General features: G+C 36.5%; 11 protein-coding genes. 5 read left to right on the top strand and 6 right to left on the bottom strand.

All coding sequences use genetic code 11. The features are described 5' to 3' along the window. The first annotated feature begins 10 nt into the window (after nucleotides 1-10). The 4 genes from ACFRAE_RS12125 to ACFRAE_RS12110 all read left to right on the top strand — a co-directional run bounded on the left by ACFRAE_RS12125 (nucleotide 11) and on the right by ACFRAE_RS12110 (nucleotide 8695). A complete protein-coding gene (locus ACFRAE_RS12125; protein ID WP_422797425.1) occupies nucleotides 11-3421 on the top strand; it encodes a SusC/RagA family TonB-linked outer membrane protein in 3411 nt (1136 codons plus the stop codon). Between the two features lie 9 nt (nucleotides 3422-3430). Then, nucleotides 3431-5191 (top strand): RagB/SusD family nutrient uptake outer membrane protein, encoded by a 1761-nt coding sequence (locus tag ACFRAE_RS12120; RefSeq protein ID WP_422797424.1) that lies wholly within the window; start codon nucleotides 3431-3433, stop codon nucleotides 5189-5191. Between the two features lie 33 nt (nucleotides 5192-5224). Then, nucleotides 5225-7282 carry a sulfatase-like hydrolase/transferase gene (locus ACFRAE_RS12115; protein WP_422797423.1) on the top strand — a complete coding sequence of 686 codons (2058 nt, stop codon included), beginning with the start codon at nucleotides 5225-5227 and terminating at the stop codon, nucleotides 7280-7282. A 396-nt stretch (nucleotides 7283-7678) separates the two neighbouring features. Further along, nucleotides 7679-8695, top strand: coding sequence for an acyltransferase (locus ACFRAE_RS12110; RefSeq protein WP_422797422.1), 1017 nt, complete (start codon nucleotides 7679-7681; stop codon nucleotides 8693-8695). 115 nt (nucleotides 8696-8810) lie between these two features. Here the strand turns inward: ACFRAE_RS12110 and ACFRAE_RS12105 are convergent, their stop codons facing one another. The 6 genes from ACFRAE_RS12105 to ACFRAE_RS12080 form a co-directional block, all read right to left on the bottom strand. Next, on the bottom strand, nucleotides 8811-9572 hold the full coding sequence (locus ACFRAE_RS12105) for a hypothetical protein (protein WP_422797421.1): 762 nt from the start codon (nucleotides 9570-9572) through the stop codon (nucleotides 8811-8813). Between the two features lie 83 nt (nucleotides 9573-9655). Then, on the bottom strand, nucleotides 9656-11224 hold the full coding sequence (locus tag ACFRAE_RS12100; protein WP_422797420.1) for a hypothetical protein: 1569 nt from the start codon (nucleotides 11222-11224) through the stop codon (nucleotides 9656-9658). Between the two features lie 157 nt (nucleotides 11225-11381). Beyond that, entirely contained in the window at nucleotides 11382-14657 is a 3276-nt protein-coding gene (locus ACFRAE_RS12095) for a TonB-dependent receptor domain-containing protein (RefSeq protein WP_422797419.1), read from the bottom strand. 219 nt (nucleotides 14658-14876) lie between these two features. After that, entirely contained in the window at nucleotides 14877-15875 is a 999-nt protein-coding gene (locus tag ACFRAE_RS12090) for a FecR family protein (protein ID WP_422797418.1), read from the bottom strand. A gap of 389 nt (nucleotides 15876-16264) precedes the next feature. Beyond that, on the bottom strand, nucleotides 16265-16822 hold the full coding sequence (locus ACFRAE_RS12085; RefSeq protein ID WP_422797417.1) for an RNA polymerase sigma factor: 558 nt from the start codon (nucleotides 16820-16822) through the stop codon (nucleotides 16265-16267). Nucleotides 16823-16911: 89 nt separating this feature from the next. Then, the gene (locus ACFRAE_RS12080) at nucleotides 16912-18270 is read right to left on the bottom strand and encodes a S41 family peptidase (protein WP_422797416.1); all 1359 of its coding nucleotides are present in this window, start codon (nucleotides 18268-18270) and stop codon (nucleotides 16912-16914) included. Nucleotides 18271-19335: 1065 nt separating this feature from the next. Between ACFRAE_RS12080 and ACFRAE_RS12075 the strand changes: the two genes are divergently transcribed. Next, the gene (locus ACFRAE_RS12075) at nucleotides 19336-19782 is read left to right on the top strand and encodes a hypothetical protein (RefSeq protein ID WP_422797415.1); all 447 of its coding nucleotides are present in this window, start codon (nucleotides 19336-19338) and stop codon (nucleotides 19780-19782) included. The last annotated feature ends 689 nt before the right edge of the window (nucleotides 19783-20471 follow it).

Raw genomic sequence — 20471 nt, 5'->3', positions numbered from 1 at the left:
AGGAATCTTCATGAGAAAAAACGGAACGATGTACAGCGCAAAAGTAAAGAGATTGTACCGGTCGATTAAATTGACTATAATCTTAATGCTATCATTAGCACTTCAATCCTTCGCGGAATCCAAGTTGCAACAAATTACCCTTAAAGTGCAGAATACTCCCTTGCGTGAGGTTATGAAAGAAATTCAGAAACAGCAGGGGTATTCCTTTTTATTTCGAGGGGATCATATAGCCGATATGCGAATAACGGCTCAGTTAAAACAAGTTGCTTTTCCCGATGTTATGGGAAGCATTTTAAATGAGCATGGTCTTCAATGGGCAATGGAAGATGGAATCATTATCATCACAAAAAAAAATAAAATCGCAGCAGTCGAACCGACAGTAACAATACAACAACGGGCTATATCCGGGAAAGTATCGGATGAACAAGGCAAGCCATTAGTTGGTGTTACGGTAAATGTAGTGGATGGAAATGAAACCACTATGACTGATCAAAACGGGAACTACCAACTTTCCATAAGTGAAGATAGCAAAGCATTATCGTTCAGCATGCTGGGTTTTGATAAAAAAACCATTAGCATCGGCAATCAAACGAACATCATTGTAACTTTAATTACTTTGACCAACGAATTGGATGAAGTCATCGCTGTAGGTTATGGAACACAAAAAAGAAGGAATGTAACAAGTGCGGTATCGACCATAAACACAAAAGAAGCATTATCCTCCAGACCTATTACCTCGGTGCAACAAGGGCTCGCTGGAATGACTCCTGGATTAAATATAACTTCCTCTAATGGTCGACCAGGAAATTTTCAAGGAATGAAAATTCGAGGTAATGGTTCTCCAATCGTGTTGGTCGATGGATTTGCCTCTTCATTGGCAGATGTTGACCCAAATCAGGTTGCTGAAATTTCCGTCTTGAAAGATGCGGCTTCTGCAGCAATTTATGGTATACAAGCAGCAAATGGGGTTATTCTCATTACCACAAAAGGAGGACGTAAAAATAAACCATTAGAATTTTCCTTCGGTTCACAGGCCAGTATACAAGGATATACGATGATTCCGAAATTGGCGAATACTATCGAGTATATGCAACTTCGAAATAAGGCGGAATTGAATGAACAGCTTTACCTAAACGATATTGATCCGAAGGATGCAGATCCGTACTCAGCATTTAGTCAAAATGTTATTGACCGTGCCCTGGCAGGCGAATTTTTTGATACGGATTGGTCCTCTGTCTTGTATGGTCAACGTGCAAAACAAATAGCCCAAAATTTAGACCTTACAGGTGGTACTGATAAAACTACGTACTCCTTAGCCTTGGGTTATATTGACCAAGATGGGGTAAACATTTCAGATCTTGACGGTTTCAAAAGATATAATGTGAGGGCAAAGTTAGAAACTGAAGTGACGAATTGGTTAACTTTAGGTACCAATAGTGCCTATACTCACCGCAGTCAAGTCATAATACCAATCGAAAATGGCCGTGCCTTGCGTGCCGTTCCATTTTATCCGGTACACGATCATATGGGTTCTGGATTATATGCTGTCGGAGATGGTGGTACTTCACAAAATCCGGTCTTAACCTCAAACAACGGTTCGTTTGCAAAATCCCTTCGGGATGTTTATGAGTTACAATTAAATGCAAAAGTGAAACTATTTAAAGGCTTAAGGTTTGAAGAAAATGTTGGTTTTAGGATTATCAATACCAATGACAAAAATTGGAATAATGCTATAAATTATGCCTCACTAGAATTTGATGGTCAAACCGGAGAATATGTAGCTAATCCTACTATTATTGCACAATCTTCGGCACGCTCCTTGGCTTTCTCCACCAACCGTCATCAGACGATGACCACACAATCTTTACTAAGATACGATTGGTCTGAAAACGGACATACCATCAATGGATTATTAGGATGGCAAACGGAATTACAAAAAGCTGAAGGCTTTAATACGCAAAGGCAGAATTTTCTAAATGATGCTGTATTAAGCCTCAACCTTGGTGGTGTTGAAACTGGACTTACAAATGGTTCCGATGGATTGGAATCTGCCAATTTATCAGCCCTAGGAAGGTTAACTTATGATTATAAAGGCCGCTATCTAGCCGAATTTTCATTCCGAAACGATTGGTCTTCCAATTTCGCTAAAGGTTATAGAAGTGGCTTTTTTCCTTCATTCTCGGTTGGCTGGAATATCAAAGAAGAAGCATTTCTTCAAGAAATCGAAAATATAGACCTATTTAAACTACGCGGATCATGGGGAGAAGTCGGTTTTGATAATGTTTCTTCCCTTGCATTCATCCAACGGGTGAATCAAAATTATGGATACCCTTGGTCCACAGGAATGGAACCAGGATTGGTCATTGCCAATTACGCAAGTCCAAATCTAACATGGGAAACCCACCGAAAAATCAATCTGGGTTTAGACCTTTCCTTTTACAATGGAAAATTGAGCTTAACGGCAGACTTCTTTAGAAATGGAAGATACAACATTTTGGCAGATGCACAGATCGCTCAAGAATTTGGTCTACCTGCACCTCGAATAAACCGTAGAAAACAAGAATACAAAGGGTGGGAATTGGAAATAGCGCACAAAAATACGCTTGGTGATTTTAGCTACCATGTAGCTTTAAATGCGACTAATATTCGTTCAAAATGGCTTTCTTTAGGTGGTGAAGCGACAAACTATGGTGATCTTCTACGTCAAGAAGGTTTCCCTGTCGATATTCCATATGGATACCGCACTGATGGGTTAATTGCGAATCAAGAAGAGTTAGACGACTATTTAAAAAATCACACTTTTGAAGGGCCGAATACCTCTCTTCAATACATCGGAGCACCGAAACTTGTAGACATCAGCGGTCCTGATGGAATTCCAGACGGAAAAATTGATGCGACCTATGACCGTGAAATCATTAATCATAAAAGGGGTGAATTTTTAGTTGGTGGTCAAATCGGGCTTAGTTATAAAAATTTAAGTTTATTATTTGCTCTGAGTGGTGTATTGGATCGCAACATCTATGCTATCGGTGGTCAATCTGAGAATCATTTCTCTGGAGGTGTAGGAAATGCTTTTTCAGTCCACAACGAAAGTTTTGATGCCAATAACCCGAATAAAAATGCGGCCTATCCTTTGACTCGTATCGGTTTAATAAATTATGATCGATCAAATTATTGGATGCGTAAAGCAAGTTATGTACGAGTTAGAAACATCAACATAAATTACGCTATAAATGATGAATGGTTAAAGAAAACAAAATTCCTAAAACGAAGCTCTGTATTTGCATCCGTAGAAAATCCATTCATTATTTGGAACAATTTTTTTGCTAGTCCATATGGCTGGGATCCTGAGCTGGGTATTGGTCAAGTGGAATACCCATTGGCGCGAACTTTTGCTTTGGGCTTAAACATTACTTTTTAATCAAACTTTATGGCATTCATACAATTAAAAAACAGCGCAATTTATACTATCGTCGGTTTATTAACCTTAACGAGCTGTGAGTCTTTTTTAGATCGTGAACCTTTAAATGAATATTCCGTAGCCACAGTATATAAAACGGAACAAGATATCCGTCTAGCATTAAATGGATTATATGCACAAATCCGGGGCTTTAATGAGGATGGAAACCCCAAGGAAAGTGAATACTATTACACCATATTTACGGATGATGCCTACGATCGAAGGGGGGCACAACAATCTTCTGATCTCGATTTCAGTCCTAGTCAACGTGCTTTAGCTTTTGATTGGCAACCTCGATATAAAATGATTAGGGATGTCAATGAATTTCTAGCGCGCGCACCTCAGGCACAAGAAAATTTTCTCAATCCAGAACTTTTCGAACGCTATATTGCGGAAGCCCGTTTTATCCGAGCGCTCAATTATGCACGTCTTAACTTCTTATTTGGTGCAGTTCCGCTATTGACAGAACCTACTGATCCAAATTATTTCCCTACTCGAACTACGCGTGAAAAAGTTTTTGATTATGTAAATAAAGAGTTATCAGAAATTGCTGAAATATTGCCAGAAAAATACACTGTGGCAAGCGAACAAGGACGTATTACTCGTGGGGCTGCCTTAGCAATCAAAGCGCGCCATCTATTAAATGCGATAGATTGGTATCCAGATAAAAATAAATTATATACTCAGGCTGCTGAGGCCGCTGCAAATGTTTACAACAGTAAGGTCTATAGTTTAGATCAAGGTGAAACAGGTTATCAAAATTTATTTTCTAGGACAGCCGGATCAACCAATTCCAATGAAGCTATATTAACTTTAAATTATAATCGCGATTTTAAAAGTCATGGCTATCAAGTGGTCATTTTACCCAAAGGTGCATTTTCAGGAAGTCGGGCGAATAATAGCAATTACGTAGGTGCAACCGATGCTTTGGTTGAAGTATACCAAATGAAATCCAATGGAAAACCCATTAAAGAAACGAACGCTGGCTATAACCCTGCAAAACCTTGGGAGAACCGCGACCCAAGATTAACCACCACGATCTTAAAAGGAGGTGATCTTATTCCAATCAAAGGTGGTGATGGCCTGAATAATCTATATGTGTACGATGCGCATCCAAGGAAAAGTCCAACAGTTACTTTAGACAATGGACAGGTGATTTCAGCTTTAGATACCGATGACGTCAATAAAAATGGCGTCAATCAAACAGGATATGGTTATAAAAAATACATGGACTTTAATTTTATAGAACCTCAAAAAGGTGATATTCCATATCATTTTATCCGATTTTCCGAAGTTATTTTAATGTATGCTGAAGCCCTATTAGGTCGTGATGGCAACATCCAAGAATCCATGGCTTTAGTGAGTGAAGTTCGCGAACGCGTAGGTTTACCCAATGTATCGATTAGTTATGGTGCAGTTAACAATGTAGCTGAAGCTTTAACAATCATTCTACACGAAAGAAGGGTTGAGTTTGCTTTAGAAGGTCCACAACGCTATTTTGATATTCGTAGACATCGTTTAGGAGAGCAAGTGTTTGAAGATCTAAACGTTTATGGTATACCATTAGGTGAAGGTAGGCGTGCAAATGCAAATGTATTAGAGGGGGATTTGGATACTGGCAAAAAAATTATCGTTGGCCGTAGAAAATTTAATGCTGATCAATATTATTTATGGTCCATTCCTTTGGAAGCAATCCAACAGAATCCGAACCTAGCCAATGACCCTGTATAGGGTTGGCTGCCTAGCACTATAAAAATAAAAAATATGACTAAAGTAATATTCTTGTTGACTTGTTCGGGACTGTTGATTTTGTTTTCTACAGAAAACGGAAAGGCAACGACCATTTCAAAAGACCCTAAACCTAATATTATTTATATTCTGGTAGATGATATGGGGATTGGGGATATTGGTGTCTATTATCAAAATTACCGCAAAGAAAAAGGCAAAAGAAATTGGCCATATATGCAAACGCCTCAGCTTGATAGGTTGGCTAGCAGAGGAGCAAGACTAGATCATGGATATGTAAATGCACCAGTCTGTGTAAGTTCTAGGGCATCCCTTTTATTGGGTGCCACACAAGGTCATAGCAAAATCAGGAACAACCAGTTTGATAAAGCATTAGATCGGAACTATAATTTGGCAAACAGCTTGAAAATAGCTGGCTATAATACCGCAGCCATCGGGAAATGGGGAATGCAAGGCAAGGCTCCAGATTGGCCTGCACACCCTTTAAAAGTAGGATTTGACTATTATTACGGTTACATCCGACATAGTGATGGCCATGAACATTATCCCAAAGAAGGTAAGTATAAAGGGGTGAAAGAAATGTATGATAATTACACAAACGTCACAGCAGATTTGGATAAATGCTATACAGGAGATTTATGGACAGCAAGAGCTAAACAATGGATTATAGATTATGTAGGCTCCAAGGATAAGAACACCCCTTTCTTCATGTATTTATCTTATGATACACCGCATGCCGTCACTGAATTGCCCACGCAACAATATCCAAATGGAGCAGGTTTAAAAGGAGGTCTTCAATGGCTAGGTAAACCTGGGGAAATGATCAATACAGCTTCTGGTGAAATAGATTCTTGGATCGCTCCTGAATATGCAAATGCTACATGGGATCACGATCATGATGCCTCAACGGTGGAAAAACCTTGGCCGGATGTCTATAAAAGATATGCAACCAGTATTAAGAGGATTGATGATCAAGTTGGAGACGTATTACAATTATTATCCGATTTAGGCATTGAAGATAATACTTTGTTGATTTTTTCATCAGACAATGGAGTTAGTAAAGAATCTTACTTAAAGGAAGAATTTTCACCTGAATTTTTTAGAAGTTATGCGACATTTCAAGGAATAAAAAGAGATTTATGGGAAGGTGGTGTCCGTGTGCCATATTTGGTACAATGGCCAAAAAAAGTCAAAGCTGGAACGATTATCCAGGAGCCCATGATCGCCTCAGATTGGTTAGCCACCTTTTTAGATGCCGCCGGTTTATCCATTCCTGCAAATATTGATGGTGTATCCATTTTACCTACATTGACAGGGTCCGGTAAACGTAAACCTTCGAAAATATACATGGAATACGATCAGAATCAACCTTCTCCTGATTTCGAAGATTTCGATATCGCCAAAAGGAATAGGCCACGTGGACAAATGCAATCCATTCGAATTGGTGATTATATGGGGGTGAGATACAGTATAAAAAACTCGAATGATCCTTTCGAAATTTATGATGTGGTGAAAGATCCCATGCAAAATAAAAATTTAGCTGGCACGTCAACTTTTGATGATTTACAAAAACTCATGCAACATCGAGTGATCCAAATGAGACGCCCAGATGAAAATGCAAAAAGGCCTTACGACGACGCTTTTGTCGCGGCATCTACTGAAAAAAACATTAAAAACAAATCTTTTACCTGTCAATTATATGAAGTAGATCAGGAATGGGTACCAAATGAATATGGATTAAAATCAATTAAGAAAAAAACAATCAAAACCATAAATCAGCAATCACTTAATCCTGTAGAAGATGCTGTATACGTAGTAACCGGCTTCATTACGGTCCCTACAGATGGCGCTTATCGGTTCAAATATAAGAGTAATGGAAAAGCGATCCTTAAGCTCCATGAAATCTTATTGATTGATGCAGATTTTGATTATCAAGGAGAGACTATGGAAGAATCGGTTATGTTGAAAGCTGGAAAACATCCTTTCACATTTTCATACAAACCATCATCTTCAGATAGCACCTTAGATTTTACTTGGTCAGGACCAAGTTTTGATTCAAAAGAAATCGGTTTTTAAACTAAACATGTTCAATTAATAAATTGAACTTAAGAAACTCCAGGATGATATGATCAAGCATAAGTTGGGTGGGGCCTACTTTGCTTGATGTATCCGCTGCAATCGAAAATAGGTATATTCATTTATGAATATGCCTATTTCCTGGAGTCATTTTCTAGTCAACAAGAATTGTTTAGCTGACGTAGATCCTACTCGCTATATATAATTAAAAATCCTTCTCAAAAAATTGGAATAACTTGGTGCCTTCAATCTGTTTATTGAAGCAGCTATACCACCGTTTAATATTAAACGATCCCGCTTCGATTAAATACTATATGGAAAAGAGATATAATTTGCTCGAATATTTATCCAGTTGAGCAACCTATTTATTACTCGATTTATCCATATTTTTACAGCATGGAAGAAAAAAACACCTACATCATTTATCTACGTGTTATAGCTACATTATTTGTAGTCTTTATCCACGCTTCCACAGGTTATCTTTACCGCATTGATACACTAGCTTTCGATTGGAACTATGCCAATTGGATCAATTCGGCTACAAGATGTTCCGTTCCCATATTTGTTCTTATTTCTGGGACATTACTACTGCAAAAAAATGACGATACATGGAGTTTTTATAGAAAACGAATTCCGAAAATCCTTTATCCCTTTATCTTTTGGACGATAGTTTACCTCATTTATTATTTTTATCGATATACCAAATTCGAATTACTCTCGAATGAAAAAATAGTGTCTATCAGTATTGATAAGATTCTTCACGGTGCGAATGCACATTTGTGGTATTTGTATATGGTGGTTGGTTTATACCTCGCTATTCCATTTCTGCGAAAGATTCTTGTCAATTCCACACTGCGGGAAATGGAAATATTTCTTCTTTTTTGGGTATTGGCAACATGTTTTACCAGTAAACCAATTTATTCGGCTATGCCTAAGTTCGATTTCGATTTTTTCACTGGATATATTGGCTATTTAGTCCTCGGTTACTACTTAAGTATCAGAAGCCTAAACATAAAATGGAAACAATGGTATTTTGTTGTCGTTTATGTACTGATGGTTGCTATTGCAGCTATCGGCACACAGCTACTAAATCATGATGCAAATAAATTAAACACCTTTTTTTACAATTACCTATTCCCTACAACCGCATTAACTGCTGTGGCATTATTCCTCTGGATTAAAGAAATAACAGAAAATAAAAACGCACCTAATTGGATAAAATTTGTTGACAAGTATAGCTTTGGAATTTATCTAAGCCACATTATTCCATTAAGTTACCTGCACCCATGGCTAGCAAAACAATTCAGTACAGCATGGGTGATTCCTTTGGCAACTTTATTGACAATGATAGCCTCTATACTAATCACCTTACTCATTCGAAAGATACCTTATGGCAAATATGTTAGTGGATAATGTTTTCATTTGCAAATTATATTAGCACTCGAATCAACTAAAACAAATCACCTGCCTATTAATATTTTACTAATATGCCCAAATTTAACACTTAATTAGCTGAGATTAATTTAACCTAGTTTTTGAATAAAAACATAAAATCTACTGTATAACAACCTCCATTAGTTCCGACTAAGGAATAACTAGTACACCTTCGAGCATTTTCATTCAAATACAAACTCATTATGGTGGAATTACCTACATTAAACATTGAACCTACTGTTCCCAAAAAGGCTGTACCATTACGCAATTTAATTGGTTCCTTGGTTATTGAGTTAATAAATGAGAGGGAATATTCCTGACCATTAGCTGGTTTAGGAAATATGTGGTAATCTGATAATTTAGAGGAGACATTTTCAATAGTATAAACAGGTTCCCACCCTTTTCCTAAATCTAGATGGAATATTACGTCGAAACCTTCAGGAAACATAACTTTAGCTTGGTTTGCAATCCTAATTTTTAAAAAACCTTCTGGAGGAGGAGGAATACTTTTTGTGTCATCCTTTATTATTACTGGTATGTCTCTTGGATCCAACTGATAGAGATAAAATATGTCCTCGGAAGGTATAACATTTATTATTGTGTCTAATAAAACTTCATTATTACTTTTTAAATAAAACTCAAACCTTCCTTCCCCTGCTAAAATTTTTAAACTGTTATTTTTCCAAGGAATTTCTTCTCCTTCATAACGAATCCCTATATCTGGTTGTGATATTGTACCTTTAGTTTGCAAATTCATTTTAATGAATTCTACAAATGGGGACGTGTATTCTAACTTCTTACAAGAATATAAAGTAAGAACAAAAATTAATGGAAGTATAAATAGGTGTTTTCTCATTTTGATAAATTCTAATTGATAAAAATCAAGGTAGGGTCTAAAGACCCTTCCCTGAATAATTTATGAGATTTTATATTTTACTGTTATTTACAGCAGAATCCTGGGTTGAAATTAGTCCAACCTGCTGTCCATATCGTAGTAGCTGTTGCCGCAGGTGCAATCGCTCCACGATATGATAATCCATCTTCTGTAAATTCACCGTCAGCACCATCGTATGCTGGTGAGAGAGTATTTGGACGTAAATACAATGGATCATAGCTAGAGGCTAAAGAACAAGTGAAAAAAGCACCATCATTCGCCAATTTTAAAAATGAGTTTGCGGAAGCATTATTACTTTGGTCAAATGGATCAATACCGTAAGTTGATGGGAATGTAGGACTTGCAGATGAAACCGTTGTATAAGCATGTACTACGTTATTAATAAATGAAGAACCTACATTTGTAATACTTTCAAAAGTCGCTCCGGTAGGAAATCCGGCGATAATTGAATTTTGTAAATCTAAAGAAGATGCTCTTCTCCAACGATTTCCATTCTTCAATTTACCCGAACCTATTGAATTAGAACCATAACCTAATAATGTAAAATTACGCAAGACTGGTTTTGTTTTTGGCAAAGCTGAAGTACCAGTTCCATCGTTATCAGACTCGATACCATTAGAGTCTGAATTGCCTCCACTTGTACTATTCGTTGTGCCTGGATCTTTTAAACCAATTGCGTATTGAATAGTTCCACTGTATCCAAAATCAAAATCGAAATCATCATCGTCTGTTCCAATCGCAACCAAGTGATCTGCATTTACTGTACCGCCGAAGAACTCGAAAGCGTCATCAGCAGAATACGATACCTGAATGTGCGATAAGGTAGTACCGCTACCTACCCCACCTAAAGTCAGCCCATTAATTTCATTGTCTGCAGCCAATTTATATCCTGGGAATTCAATACGCACGTATTTCAAACTTCCTGAATTATCATTTGCAATAGTATTTCCTGGACCACCATAAGTAATATCTGTTCCTGCTGGTTGTGGAATCCCTTCAATTCGAACTGCAACATTACGGTTTGTTGTTGCTTTACCCAATAGCACAACACCTCCAAATGCTCCTGCATTGCTACAGCCTGAACCACAGCCTCCAGCACTAGGAGAAGTAAATACAATTGGCTGTGTTGCAGTTCCATTAGCAATTAACTGCCCCCCTCTAGCCACCACTAATACACCTGCTAAATTTTGAATTCCGTAGGTTGGGTCATTATAAGTTTTTGTTCTACCAGTAATGATGGTGGTACCAGCCTCAATGGTCAACACTTGGCCATCTTTAACATAAGATACGCCGTTCAACTTCCACAATTTATCCTTGGTTAATGTGGTTGCTGTGATGATTCCGTTGGCATCTACAGGAATAGATACGGTATCAGCACAGGATAATGTCGCTAATGAACCGGCTGATGTTGATTGATCAAAATTATTTTGATCGAGGTTTTTATCGCAACTGGATATACTTATTGCCACAACTGTGCTCGTTAATACGATAGTTGAAAATTTAAGCAAACCTTTGCTTGTTTTTTCTAGAGTCTCAGTTCCTGCATCCATTAATTGATTTAGTCTTTGTACCCCATGGCTACATGCTGCTTGAACTTTATTTAAAATGTTCATATATTTACTTTTTAAAATTATAATTCAGAAAAATTTTAATTAAGGGTGTTGAAAAACCACTTTTCACGCCCTTCTCCTTTCCGAGGTGTTCTACTACTTCTAGAATTCCTGTTTTTTATCCTCCTTCCTTTTTTAATTTTTACAAATTGAATCTCCATTAAAAATTATAGGTGAATGATAAGCTAATATTTCTTCCTGTTTTGGCACGGTAGACAATGCGGTCACCTTTCTCAGGTTCAAATGCGGTGCTATTATTTTTCTTGAGTTTCCAACCTACTGTAGCTCCATCTTTGATGATATTTTCATAGCCATCTGTATTCCTGTAAAAGATGATATACTCGTCTAATAAATTGCCAACATTGCATTTGATTTCGGCCTTTCGCTTCAGTACACGTGCGCTCAACTGAATATCCAGTATATTACGTCCATGTTCATATTCAACGAATGCATCATCTAAGTTAATGGTATTCGTACGTTGACCTGATCGATTATAACTGCTTGTTAAACCAAATACGGCATCCTGATAAGTAATACCCCCGTTAATAATCCATGGCGCCTGCCCATATAAAGGTCTATCTTGAGAAGCTAATCTCGTGTTTTCCAAATTCTCACCTGGCATAGGCACCTGTTGCACTTCGACATTAGATTTAATCCAAGTACCATTCCCAAATAAAGTAATATGTTGCAACCAGGGTTTATCCGCTATAAATCCCAAAGATTTGCGTACTTCCACTTCCATTCCATAGTTTTTTGCGGCAAGCTGGTTCTGGAAACGGTAATAACCATCCTGCACAAATACCATTTCAATAGGATCTTTCATTTTCTTATAAAATCCAGAAATAGAAAACACCTCTCCCGCTGCAGGGTACCATTCGTAGCGCAGATCAATGTTGTCAACAAGGGTAGATACCACCTGTCGGCCCGATATATTGGCATCCAATTCATAATCATAAAAGCCAAAGTAAGATGTCTCTCGAAAATCTGGGCGTATTGCTGTCTTGCTATAGGCTGCTCTCAGATTCATTTGCGAGCTCAAACTGAAAGTGAGGTTAGCAGATGGTAACAGACGCCAATCTTTCTCTCCTGTCGTAGAAAACAATTCCCAATTGTTGTCAATTTTTCCATAACGTCTTTTTATATAATCTTCCTGTCTGTTGCTAAGATTATAGTGCTCTGCACGCAAACCATAAACGAGGCGCAACCTTTCAAAAAAACGTTGATCCAGCATGGCGTAAAGCGAATGGCTTCGCATAGTCCCGTTAAACGTAGGTCCATTAAGATTATCTGCCCAATAATAAGCCTGCCCTTTTTTTGCACCCATAGACTCATCAGAAAGTACCTCAGAATAAGGGCCTTCAATGGGATTAATAACATCTGAAAAACTAGAATAAGCAATAACTTTTGTCATATTCAGATTTCGGTGTTTATCCCATCCACTATACCCTATCTTAGCTATATTTTTTATGGATGACCCTAGCATAAAGTTTTTACTAAAAAACAGCTCCCAATTATAGTCATCCTCTTTCACATCGGTCCACAAACGGTAATCATAAGAGTCACCTAAGTCGCTAGGTATAAATACATTGGGAGTTTGAAAATAATCAACACCTCCAACAGAAGCTGTAAGACTGTATTTAAATCGACGTTGATCTTGAACTTGCTGACCGATACGGGTCCATCCCAGTGAATAGCCCATTTTGATGCCAGTACCGCTTAATAAATTTTCACCTTCCAATTTATGCTGCCAAACCCAAGTAGACTGTGGATCTTGAAACTGCACAAGATATTTAGCATCATCATTTGCGCCGTAATTTTTTCGAAAACCTTGATTATAATTATCTTCTAAAATACGGGAGTACATGTTTTTCAAAGCGATCTTAAAGGCTTTACCTTGAAGACCAATATTTAAAGCTGTACCGATCGTGCTGTTAAAACGATACGATAATCCAGCTCCGTTTTCTGTACTGTCTATATAATTTGGAACAATATCTGCAGTACTATTACGAACATTATTGAATGGAACAATTGTTTGCTGGTTACGGTAAGTTACTCCTCCTGAAAACCCGAATTGAAGCTCATTGCTTAGATCATAAATCCTTCCAAGAGCAAATCGAGCATTTTGGAAGGGTATAGCTCGATATCGATTCACCAATAATCCCGTCTTATCAATTCGTTTTCCCTGTGCAATGGCATCCAAACTCGTGTAAGGTATTCCGGAACCCGGAACAAGCTCTAGGTCTTTGGGCATATCAGCAGGATACTCCCCATCCGGACCAAGTGGTGGTGTATTTATCTGGGAATGCCAATACCAAGATTGCAAACCTTCAGGCTCCTTGCGGTTCGCACTATTCAAGGCAAAATAGTCACTGCCTTTCCGATCACCCAACATCAAAAAGTCCTTGGTTGTACTCACCGTATTCCCCCCAGATCCAATGGAAATCGTCGTAAAATTCTCGGCAGGGATATCCATGGTATTCACCGTGACTTGCCCACCACTAAACTCGGCTGGCATATCAGGCATGGCTGTCTTATTCACAACTACCGTACTCACTAGCTCCTGTGGTAATACATCAAAAGAAAAATTCCGACGATTCATATTAGTACTTGGAAGGGTTACCCCATCAATCATAGCTTGATTGTAACGATCGCTCAACCCACGTACGACGACATATTTATTGTCTACGGTCGTCACTCCACTCACCCGCTTTAATACCTGTCCGATATTATTATCCGGTGTTCGGGAAATCTGCTCCGAAGAAATACCATCCGTCATCGAAGCGGCATTTTTCTGTTGTGCGTATAACCCTGCTATACTTTCTTTTTTAAAACTTCCTGTTATGACAACTTGGTCTAGGGCACTCGTTTTTGGAGTTAACACAATATTGAGAGATGTTAACTTAGCAGATTGGACATCTATCTGTGTTACACGCTTAGTATTATAAGCAATATAACTTACCACTAAGGTGTAACTTCCCGGCATCAATTGGAAATTAAAGGTACCATCCAATCGGCTCTGCATTGCCTGATTGTTTTCCTCAATTTTTATAGACGCTCCGACAAGTTCTTTACCACGCTCATCAACAATTTTTCCGCCGATACGTCCTGGTTGTTGAGTGGCTTCAACTTTGTTTCGCAAAAGGGTCTTTTCGTTTGTTTTAGGGCTTTCGTATGTTACGCTAATATCTTTCCCCTTAATATTAAAATCGAAACCTTTACGCTCGAGAGTAGTGAGTACCTCGGCTAATTTCTTTTTTTCGAATCGAATATTGTCTATAATTAATTGTCCAATAGAAGAGCCATAATAGAACTCATAGCTTGTTTGTTTATTAATTTCTTTAAACAATGTACCAGCTTGTACCTGACGATAATTGACACTTACTGGAGCATTTAGACGGTTAGATGCCTGTGCATAAATCGGCAAAGTTGCCATCATTAGAATCACGTATAAAAAGCTATGTGAAAGTCGTTTTTTAAAGATCAGTTTTAATAAACCCGTTAGGATTAGAACATAGAATTGCATATTTTCGTAAGGTTTTTTACAAATTATTTGTTTAAAAATCAATAAGATCATTGCGGTCTAAACACCGCGTTATTTAGAGTGCCGTTTTTCCGGAACGGCACTTTTCTGTTGTTTTAAATTTGCTGTTTTTCTTTATTTTCTGCTCATCATAATTTCATATGTTAAACTGTCCGTTTTTTTAATTTGGAGATTTTGTGTGTGGGTGAGTATATAAAAAATGTCCTCTAACTTTTTATTATTGAAATTCCCATTAATATGATCCGATTTGATGTTATTCCGATCAAAGGTTAAGGAAATGCCATACCAGCTGCTAATCCTATAAATCGCTTCCTCAAATGGGACATCTTCAAAATGCAGTCCTTGAGAAATTGGGTTTTCACGATTATTATCAAAGTCGCTTAGTACAACCTCCCCTTCCAAATACTCATACGCCTTGCCTGGAGTCAATATCACCGCGCCTTCTTTAGTATCCTCATTGATTTTGCGTACAGATTCTACCGATACTTTACCGCTATATAATTTTACTTTTTCACGCTTCAGCTTTGGATCATATTGTACCGTAAAAGAAGTTCCTAAAGCTATAGTTTGCAATTCTCCAGACTGTACTCGAAATCGTTTATTGGGATTTTTTATGACTTCAAAAAATGCTTCACCCTGATCCAAATAAATTGCACGTTCATTCTTTGCAAAACTTTTTGGATAACGAAGAACTGTTCCCGAAGATAGCGTGGCCACAGAACTGTCTGGAAGTACTAACCGCTTTATGGAACCATTTGGAACCTCCATCAAGACAAATTCAGGCGTTGCATTAGGCATCAACTTTTCTCTGAATAAGATAAAGCCAGCATACATTAAAAAAACTGCAGCCACAGATGCAACTGATAGGTACATACGATAAAATTTCTTCTTCCGACCCACTCGATTAGCCTGATAACGAACAATCCTAGATAAAGATTCTTCCATACCAAATGGCCCTTCCAAATTGTTGTAATTTTCAAGAACAGGTTCCCCATCGTCAAATGGGTCAATCTGACCAATACCTTTGATGCGCCAAAGCTCCTTCTCCTCTTCTTTTGATAAGATTCCTTCTTTCAATTTCTGTAACAGCTTTTCTCTTTTACTCTTATTCATTTTTAATGGTTCACCCATATATTTATTAGGAGGGGCTACTGTATATATATCCCCAAAAACCAGTGATGGAGGTCTGCTCAGAACTTCGCAACTTTCATGAAAGCAATTTTAAATTACGCAAAACAAGATATTCAAGGTTCTGAATCATGAAATAAAATAATTTTTATTTCATTGATTTAAAGGGAATTAACCCAAAAAACATTAACTATTTTTAATCTTTTCTGATGTTAAACTCATTATATTAAGTTTATGTAAAACAGATTATTTATTTGTTAATCCGATTTTTGAGAGCTATTTATCAAAAAATATTAGGTTAGATTGAACCTCATTCTTAGCATTAGAAGAATATTAAGATGGGGTAAAAATAGAGCGAATACGTGTAGGCTTGTCTATGGATAGTGCCAATTATCTTTCAATACAGAAATTGTTTTTTTAGCTTTTATTAGATGATCTTTAACTGTAGCCTTGCTAATGGACAATTGTGCAGCAATTTCTTCGTAGCTCATCCCTTGCATTCGGGACATCAGAAATACTTGACAACGTTTTTTCGGCAACATCAAGGTCAGTTTATCAACCATGATAGTTAAATCCATTGAAGCATTCAATGCATCTTCCCCTCCGGTATGCTCATCATTGGTCAGCGTAGCTATCAAATAATCATTTTTAAGTCTTTTTTCTCTTTCATACTTTTCTAACCATTTGCAGAAACGTCCACGGGTCATTTCTCGTATTAAGGCATCTAAACTTTTTTCCGTATCGAGCTTACTCCGATAATCCCAAAGCCGATTGAATATATCGTTTGTCAATTCTTCAGCAATCTCGTGACTATTGGTCTTCTGTTTAAAGTATAACCAAAGTTGTTTGTTGTATTTCTTGACAATCAGATTAAAGGCTTTTTGACTACCTTTTCTTAGTTCATCTACTACGCTTGAATCTGTGCTTTCCATAATTTAAATAAGGTTAGTATTTATTTATCCATGTTAAATAATCTTTGATATACTCGTTAATACTTATCTCATAACTATAAGCCGAATAATTATGGTCTGATTATAAAATTCACATGCCGATCTGCTAAATCGCGTGAATCGTATAATATTCGAGGAGTCAATGACGCTGGAACAATTTCATTAACCACTCGATTGGAATATCCCGAAATTCTTGAAAGTGCTGCTTGAATAAGCGGATCCTTAGGATCACCCAATGGATATAATGGCTCCATAAGCTCATGAATGGTTATATTAGGAATTAATCCGTTGGAATAGTCCCCTTCCCCAAGAGAGTTATATAACTTAAATACCATAACTTCTAAGCTCCATGCATTGTTCTTATTTGTATTTCCGTCTCGAATACTGAAGGAAGCCAAATCTTTACCCAATGTAGACTCGCCAATCTGAATAACTTCTGTAAATGGCCGAAGCGACTTCAACAGGAATTCAGCCGCAGATGCCGTATGCCTTCCGGTCAAGATAAAAACCCTATCTAAGGATAAACGCAAATCCCTGATTTCCGAAAATGTGAAGCGAGATCCACTATAAGTCTTAGAAATCGTCTTGGCAAAGCTCTCTTTTCGGATGCCTGCACGTTTGTTGCCCCGGTATTCCAAAAAATGATCCTGTTCATTTACTTCAGTGAGTATGGCAACAAGTGCTGCACAGACACCCACATCCCCTCCAGCATTGTAACGCAAATCAATAATTAATTCTTTTATTCCTTCATTTTTAAAGGTTGTAAACGCCTCTACCAATTGATTATAATATCTTCCATCAAAGGAATTGTAAAACAGATATCCGGTAGGTTTAGACATCGGATGGAATATTTTATATAAGTAAACCGATTTTTGGGTAACGAGGTTGCTCCTAAGTATTATTGAACCTAATCCGATCACATCAAGAGTTATCTTACCTGCTGTAATTGCTGTACGAATTAAAAAATCTATATTCTTTGCATTTATGATAGTCCCATTAATGCTTTTAATCATTTGCCCACGTAGCAGCCCTGCCTGATAGGCCTGTGAATTAGGAACAACTAAAGCAAGGGTAGTCTTTATTTCACCTTTTCCCTGGTCATAAAGCATCAATTCAAAACCAAAATAATGTACAGGTGATGGATAATAACTTTCAGGAACAGAGGCATTGTAAATTCTAGAAAACCTATCTTGTGAATTTTTCAAAGAGGCAAAAAAATTAAGAGGAGTTTTTCCAAGATCTGGCTTTTTCGGCAATTGATTGTTCCAAAAATAGTAGACTTGCAAACTATCCAAAATCCAATCGTTGATGTACTGATTAGATCCTGCTGGATAATTTGGTTCCGGTCCTTCCTTTTTACAGGCAGAAAATAGTAACAAAAGAAATACCCAAACGGAATATCTCAAATAGAATCTTTTTCTGATGTTCATAATAACATAAAAAGTCTGTGCAATACAAAACTAACAACACAAAGTAAACTATATGTTAATTTTTTTTAACACAAACACTTACGTTTCAAGGAATTCCTTTAACCAAAATTGGATTTGGGAGTTAATATTAGTCCTATCATTTAAACAAGGGTACTAGCTGTTTTAAGGAAATTAGTTTAAAAAAAATAATTAATACTATACTGGAATTGTGATTGTTTAATGAACAAAAACCTACCTTAATATATTCCTTGCACATTTTTGTCACATCTGCTTACGAAAGCCTTGTATATCAGCAGAACACAAAAATAGTCCATGCTTGTTGCAAGCCTAAGGATCTCTAGTATTTTATTTGAACCCTTTTTAAATTCTACTTTATTGAGATAAAATTTTTCTTTGGGCTTAGCATGTGACCTATAGAACTTAACAAAATTAGCATAGGCCCAAGCATGGGTTATAATTATTTAATACAGCAGACAATCGTAAGCATAAAGTGCTGCATGACAAATTAGAAATTCATGCCGAAAGTCCAATTCGAAAATAGTTATGACCAATAGTGGTTGCTATTCCAAAGCCAGAAATGACGTAAGGAAAACTATACGGTAGTCGAGACCCAGAAACAAAAGAAGAACAAAATAATGATTTTCATTTATGGCAAATAATAAGATTAAGAGCTTGTATAAATTCAAGTGATAAAGCGATACAAGGAACAAACATAATTTTGTCAGACACATTGTGACACTACTATTTTCAATCGTTTTAATCGCATTATAAAATAAATTTATAAGATTAAAAATACTACAAATGAGGTATTTATGGTCTTAATATTAATTTTGACCTTTGTTAAATAGAATGAACTATACTAACAATATTAACACAATGGCTAAAATGATGTTCCTCATCTATTTGTCAGCTAATTTACAATGCATATTGGGCAATCTATTGGAAAAAAAATATCACTTTAAAAAACACATGGGTATATATGGGAAATAATATTGTAGAAGTAAAACCGATCTTGAATAGCATCTAGAAATAAGTAATCTATAAATCAATTAAAAAGAATTAATTATGAGAATAAAAATAACCAAGTGGAAACAAGCAGCCATGCTGCTTCTAATGTGCATTTCTGTAGTCGCTGTCTATGCTCAAGAATTTAAAAATATCGGCGAATTTAATCGTCATGAAGAAAAAATATGGCTACAATTAGATAGTATCACAAAGTCGCTGGATCCAGAATATTACAAATTAACGGAGTATAATCCTAAATTCACTAAGAATGATTTCAATACACATATCGCCAAGATTCATAAGTTGGTAAAGAGATTTGAAGAACGCATATTGCATTGTCAAAATGCTTTGAAAACTTTGCCAGAGCCAAACGATATAACCTCTAATTTTGATCTCAAAGGCTCAACAGAATCACGAATTTTAACTTATCAAACAATGATTTCTGACAAGCAAATGCTCAAACTGAGGATTAAGGAATTAGAAATGAAAATTAGTAAGTTGAAATAATAAGATTTGGCTGTTTAGGTATAAATTATGAAAGCATAAAGCCTATTTGTTTTATGAACATATTCCATGCTTGTTGCTCTTCGATAATCAGCTTTTACTAAACTTGGCGAATATTGCTGGACATGAAAGAACTTCAAATTCCGAAGGAATCATCAGCATCAAAGCAAAGATGAAATAATTAACAAATCAATCTTGTTTGATAAAATTTCATTGTAGATAGTCAAAAAAACTAACTACAAAATATTACAAACAAAAAAAGCGACATTTTCAAGTCGCTTTTTTTTAGTAGCCCGTAGGGGAATCGAATATAATGACCATCTTTCTCTTTATCAGCAACTTACAAACCTTCAACTTCCCACCTCACCAAATAACTCACTGGTTTGATATAAATTTTAGCTGCTATTGCTTAATGTTTAAGATACATATTTAATTCGGTAATCAAAGTGATATGTATAAGAATATCTAGTCAAAAATTAAAAATATTGTTGCCGAAAATCAATTTAAATAAACATTTATCGTTCAATGTTTTTCAAATAACTTTATTTTAAAACTATGAACATAAACATATAATTGTAAATCGTCAGCAAAAAATGGACACGTTTGAATCTTAACTAAGAGAGTGTTTTATTCAAAAACACTTAACTTTAGTAATATGGGAAGACCAATAAAAAGTAGTCCAGAAAACTTCA

The organism is Sphingobacterium sp. HJSM2_6, from assembly GCF_049316305.1.
Classification (GTDB): domain Bacteria; phylum Bacteroidota; class Bacteroidia; order Sphingobacteriales; family Sphingobacteriaceae; genus Sphingobacterium.
The sequence above is the reverse complement of the archived record's forward strand: the minus strand, read 5'-3'. Positions and strand labels throughout refer to the sequence as shown.

Bases quoted from the DNA above. Each gene is read 5' to 3' on its own strand.
- ACFRAE_RS12125 (WP_422797425.1), top strand. From the start codon at position 11: ATGAGAAAAAACGGAACGATGTACAGCGCAAAAGTAAAGAGATTGTAC.
- ACFRAE_RS12120 (WP_422797424.1), top strand. From the start codon at position 3,431: ATGGCATTCATACAATTAAAAAACAGCGCAATTTATACTATCGTCGGT.
- ACFRAE_RS12115 (WP_422797423.1), top strand. From the start codon at position 5,225: ATGACTAAAGTAATATTCTTGTTGACTTGTTCGGGACTGTTGATTTTG.
- ACFRAE_RS12110 (WP_422797422.1), top strand. From the start codon at position 7,679: ATGGAAGAAAAAAACACCTACATCATTTATCTACGTGTTATAGCTACA.
- ACFRAE_RS12105 (WP_422797421.1), bottom strand. From the start codon at position 9,572: ATGAGAAAACACCTATTTATACTTCCATTAATTTTTGTTCTTACTTTA.
- ACFRAE_RS12100 (WP_422797420.1), bottom strand. From the start codon at position 11,224: ATGAACATTTTAAATAAAGTTCAAGCAGCATGTAGCCATGGGGTACAA.
- ACFRAE_RS12095 (WP_422797419.1), bottom strand. From the start codon at position 14,657: ATGATGGCAACTTTGCCGATTTATGCACAGGCATCTAACCGTCTAAAT.
- ACFRAE_RS12090 (WP_422797418.1), bottom strand. From the start codon at position 15,875: ATGAATAAGAGTAAAAGAGAAAAGCTGTTACAGAAATTGAAAGAAGGA.
- ACFRAE_RS12085 (WP_422797417.1), bottom strand. From the start codon at position 16,822: ATGGAAAGCACAGATTCAAGCGTAGTAGATGAACTAAGAAAAGGTAGT.
- ACFRAE_RS12080 (WP_422797416.1), bottom strand. From the start codon at position 18,270: ATGAACATCAGAAAAAGATTCTATTTGAGATATTCCGTTTGGGTATTT.
- ACFRAE_RS12075 (WP_422797415.1), top strand. From the start codon at position 19,336: ATGAGAATAAAAATAACCAAGTGGAAACAAGCAGCCATGCTGCTTCTA.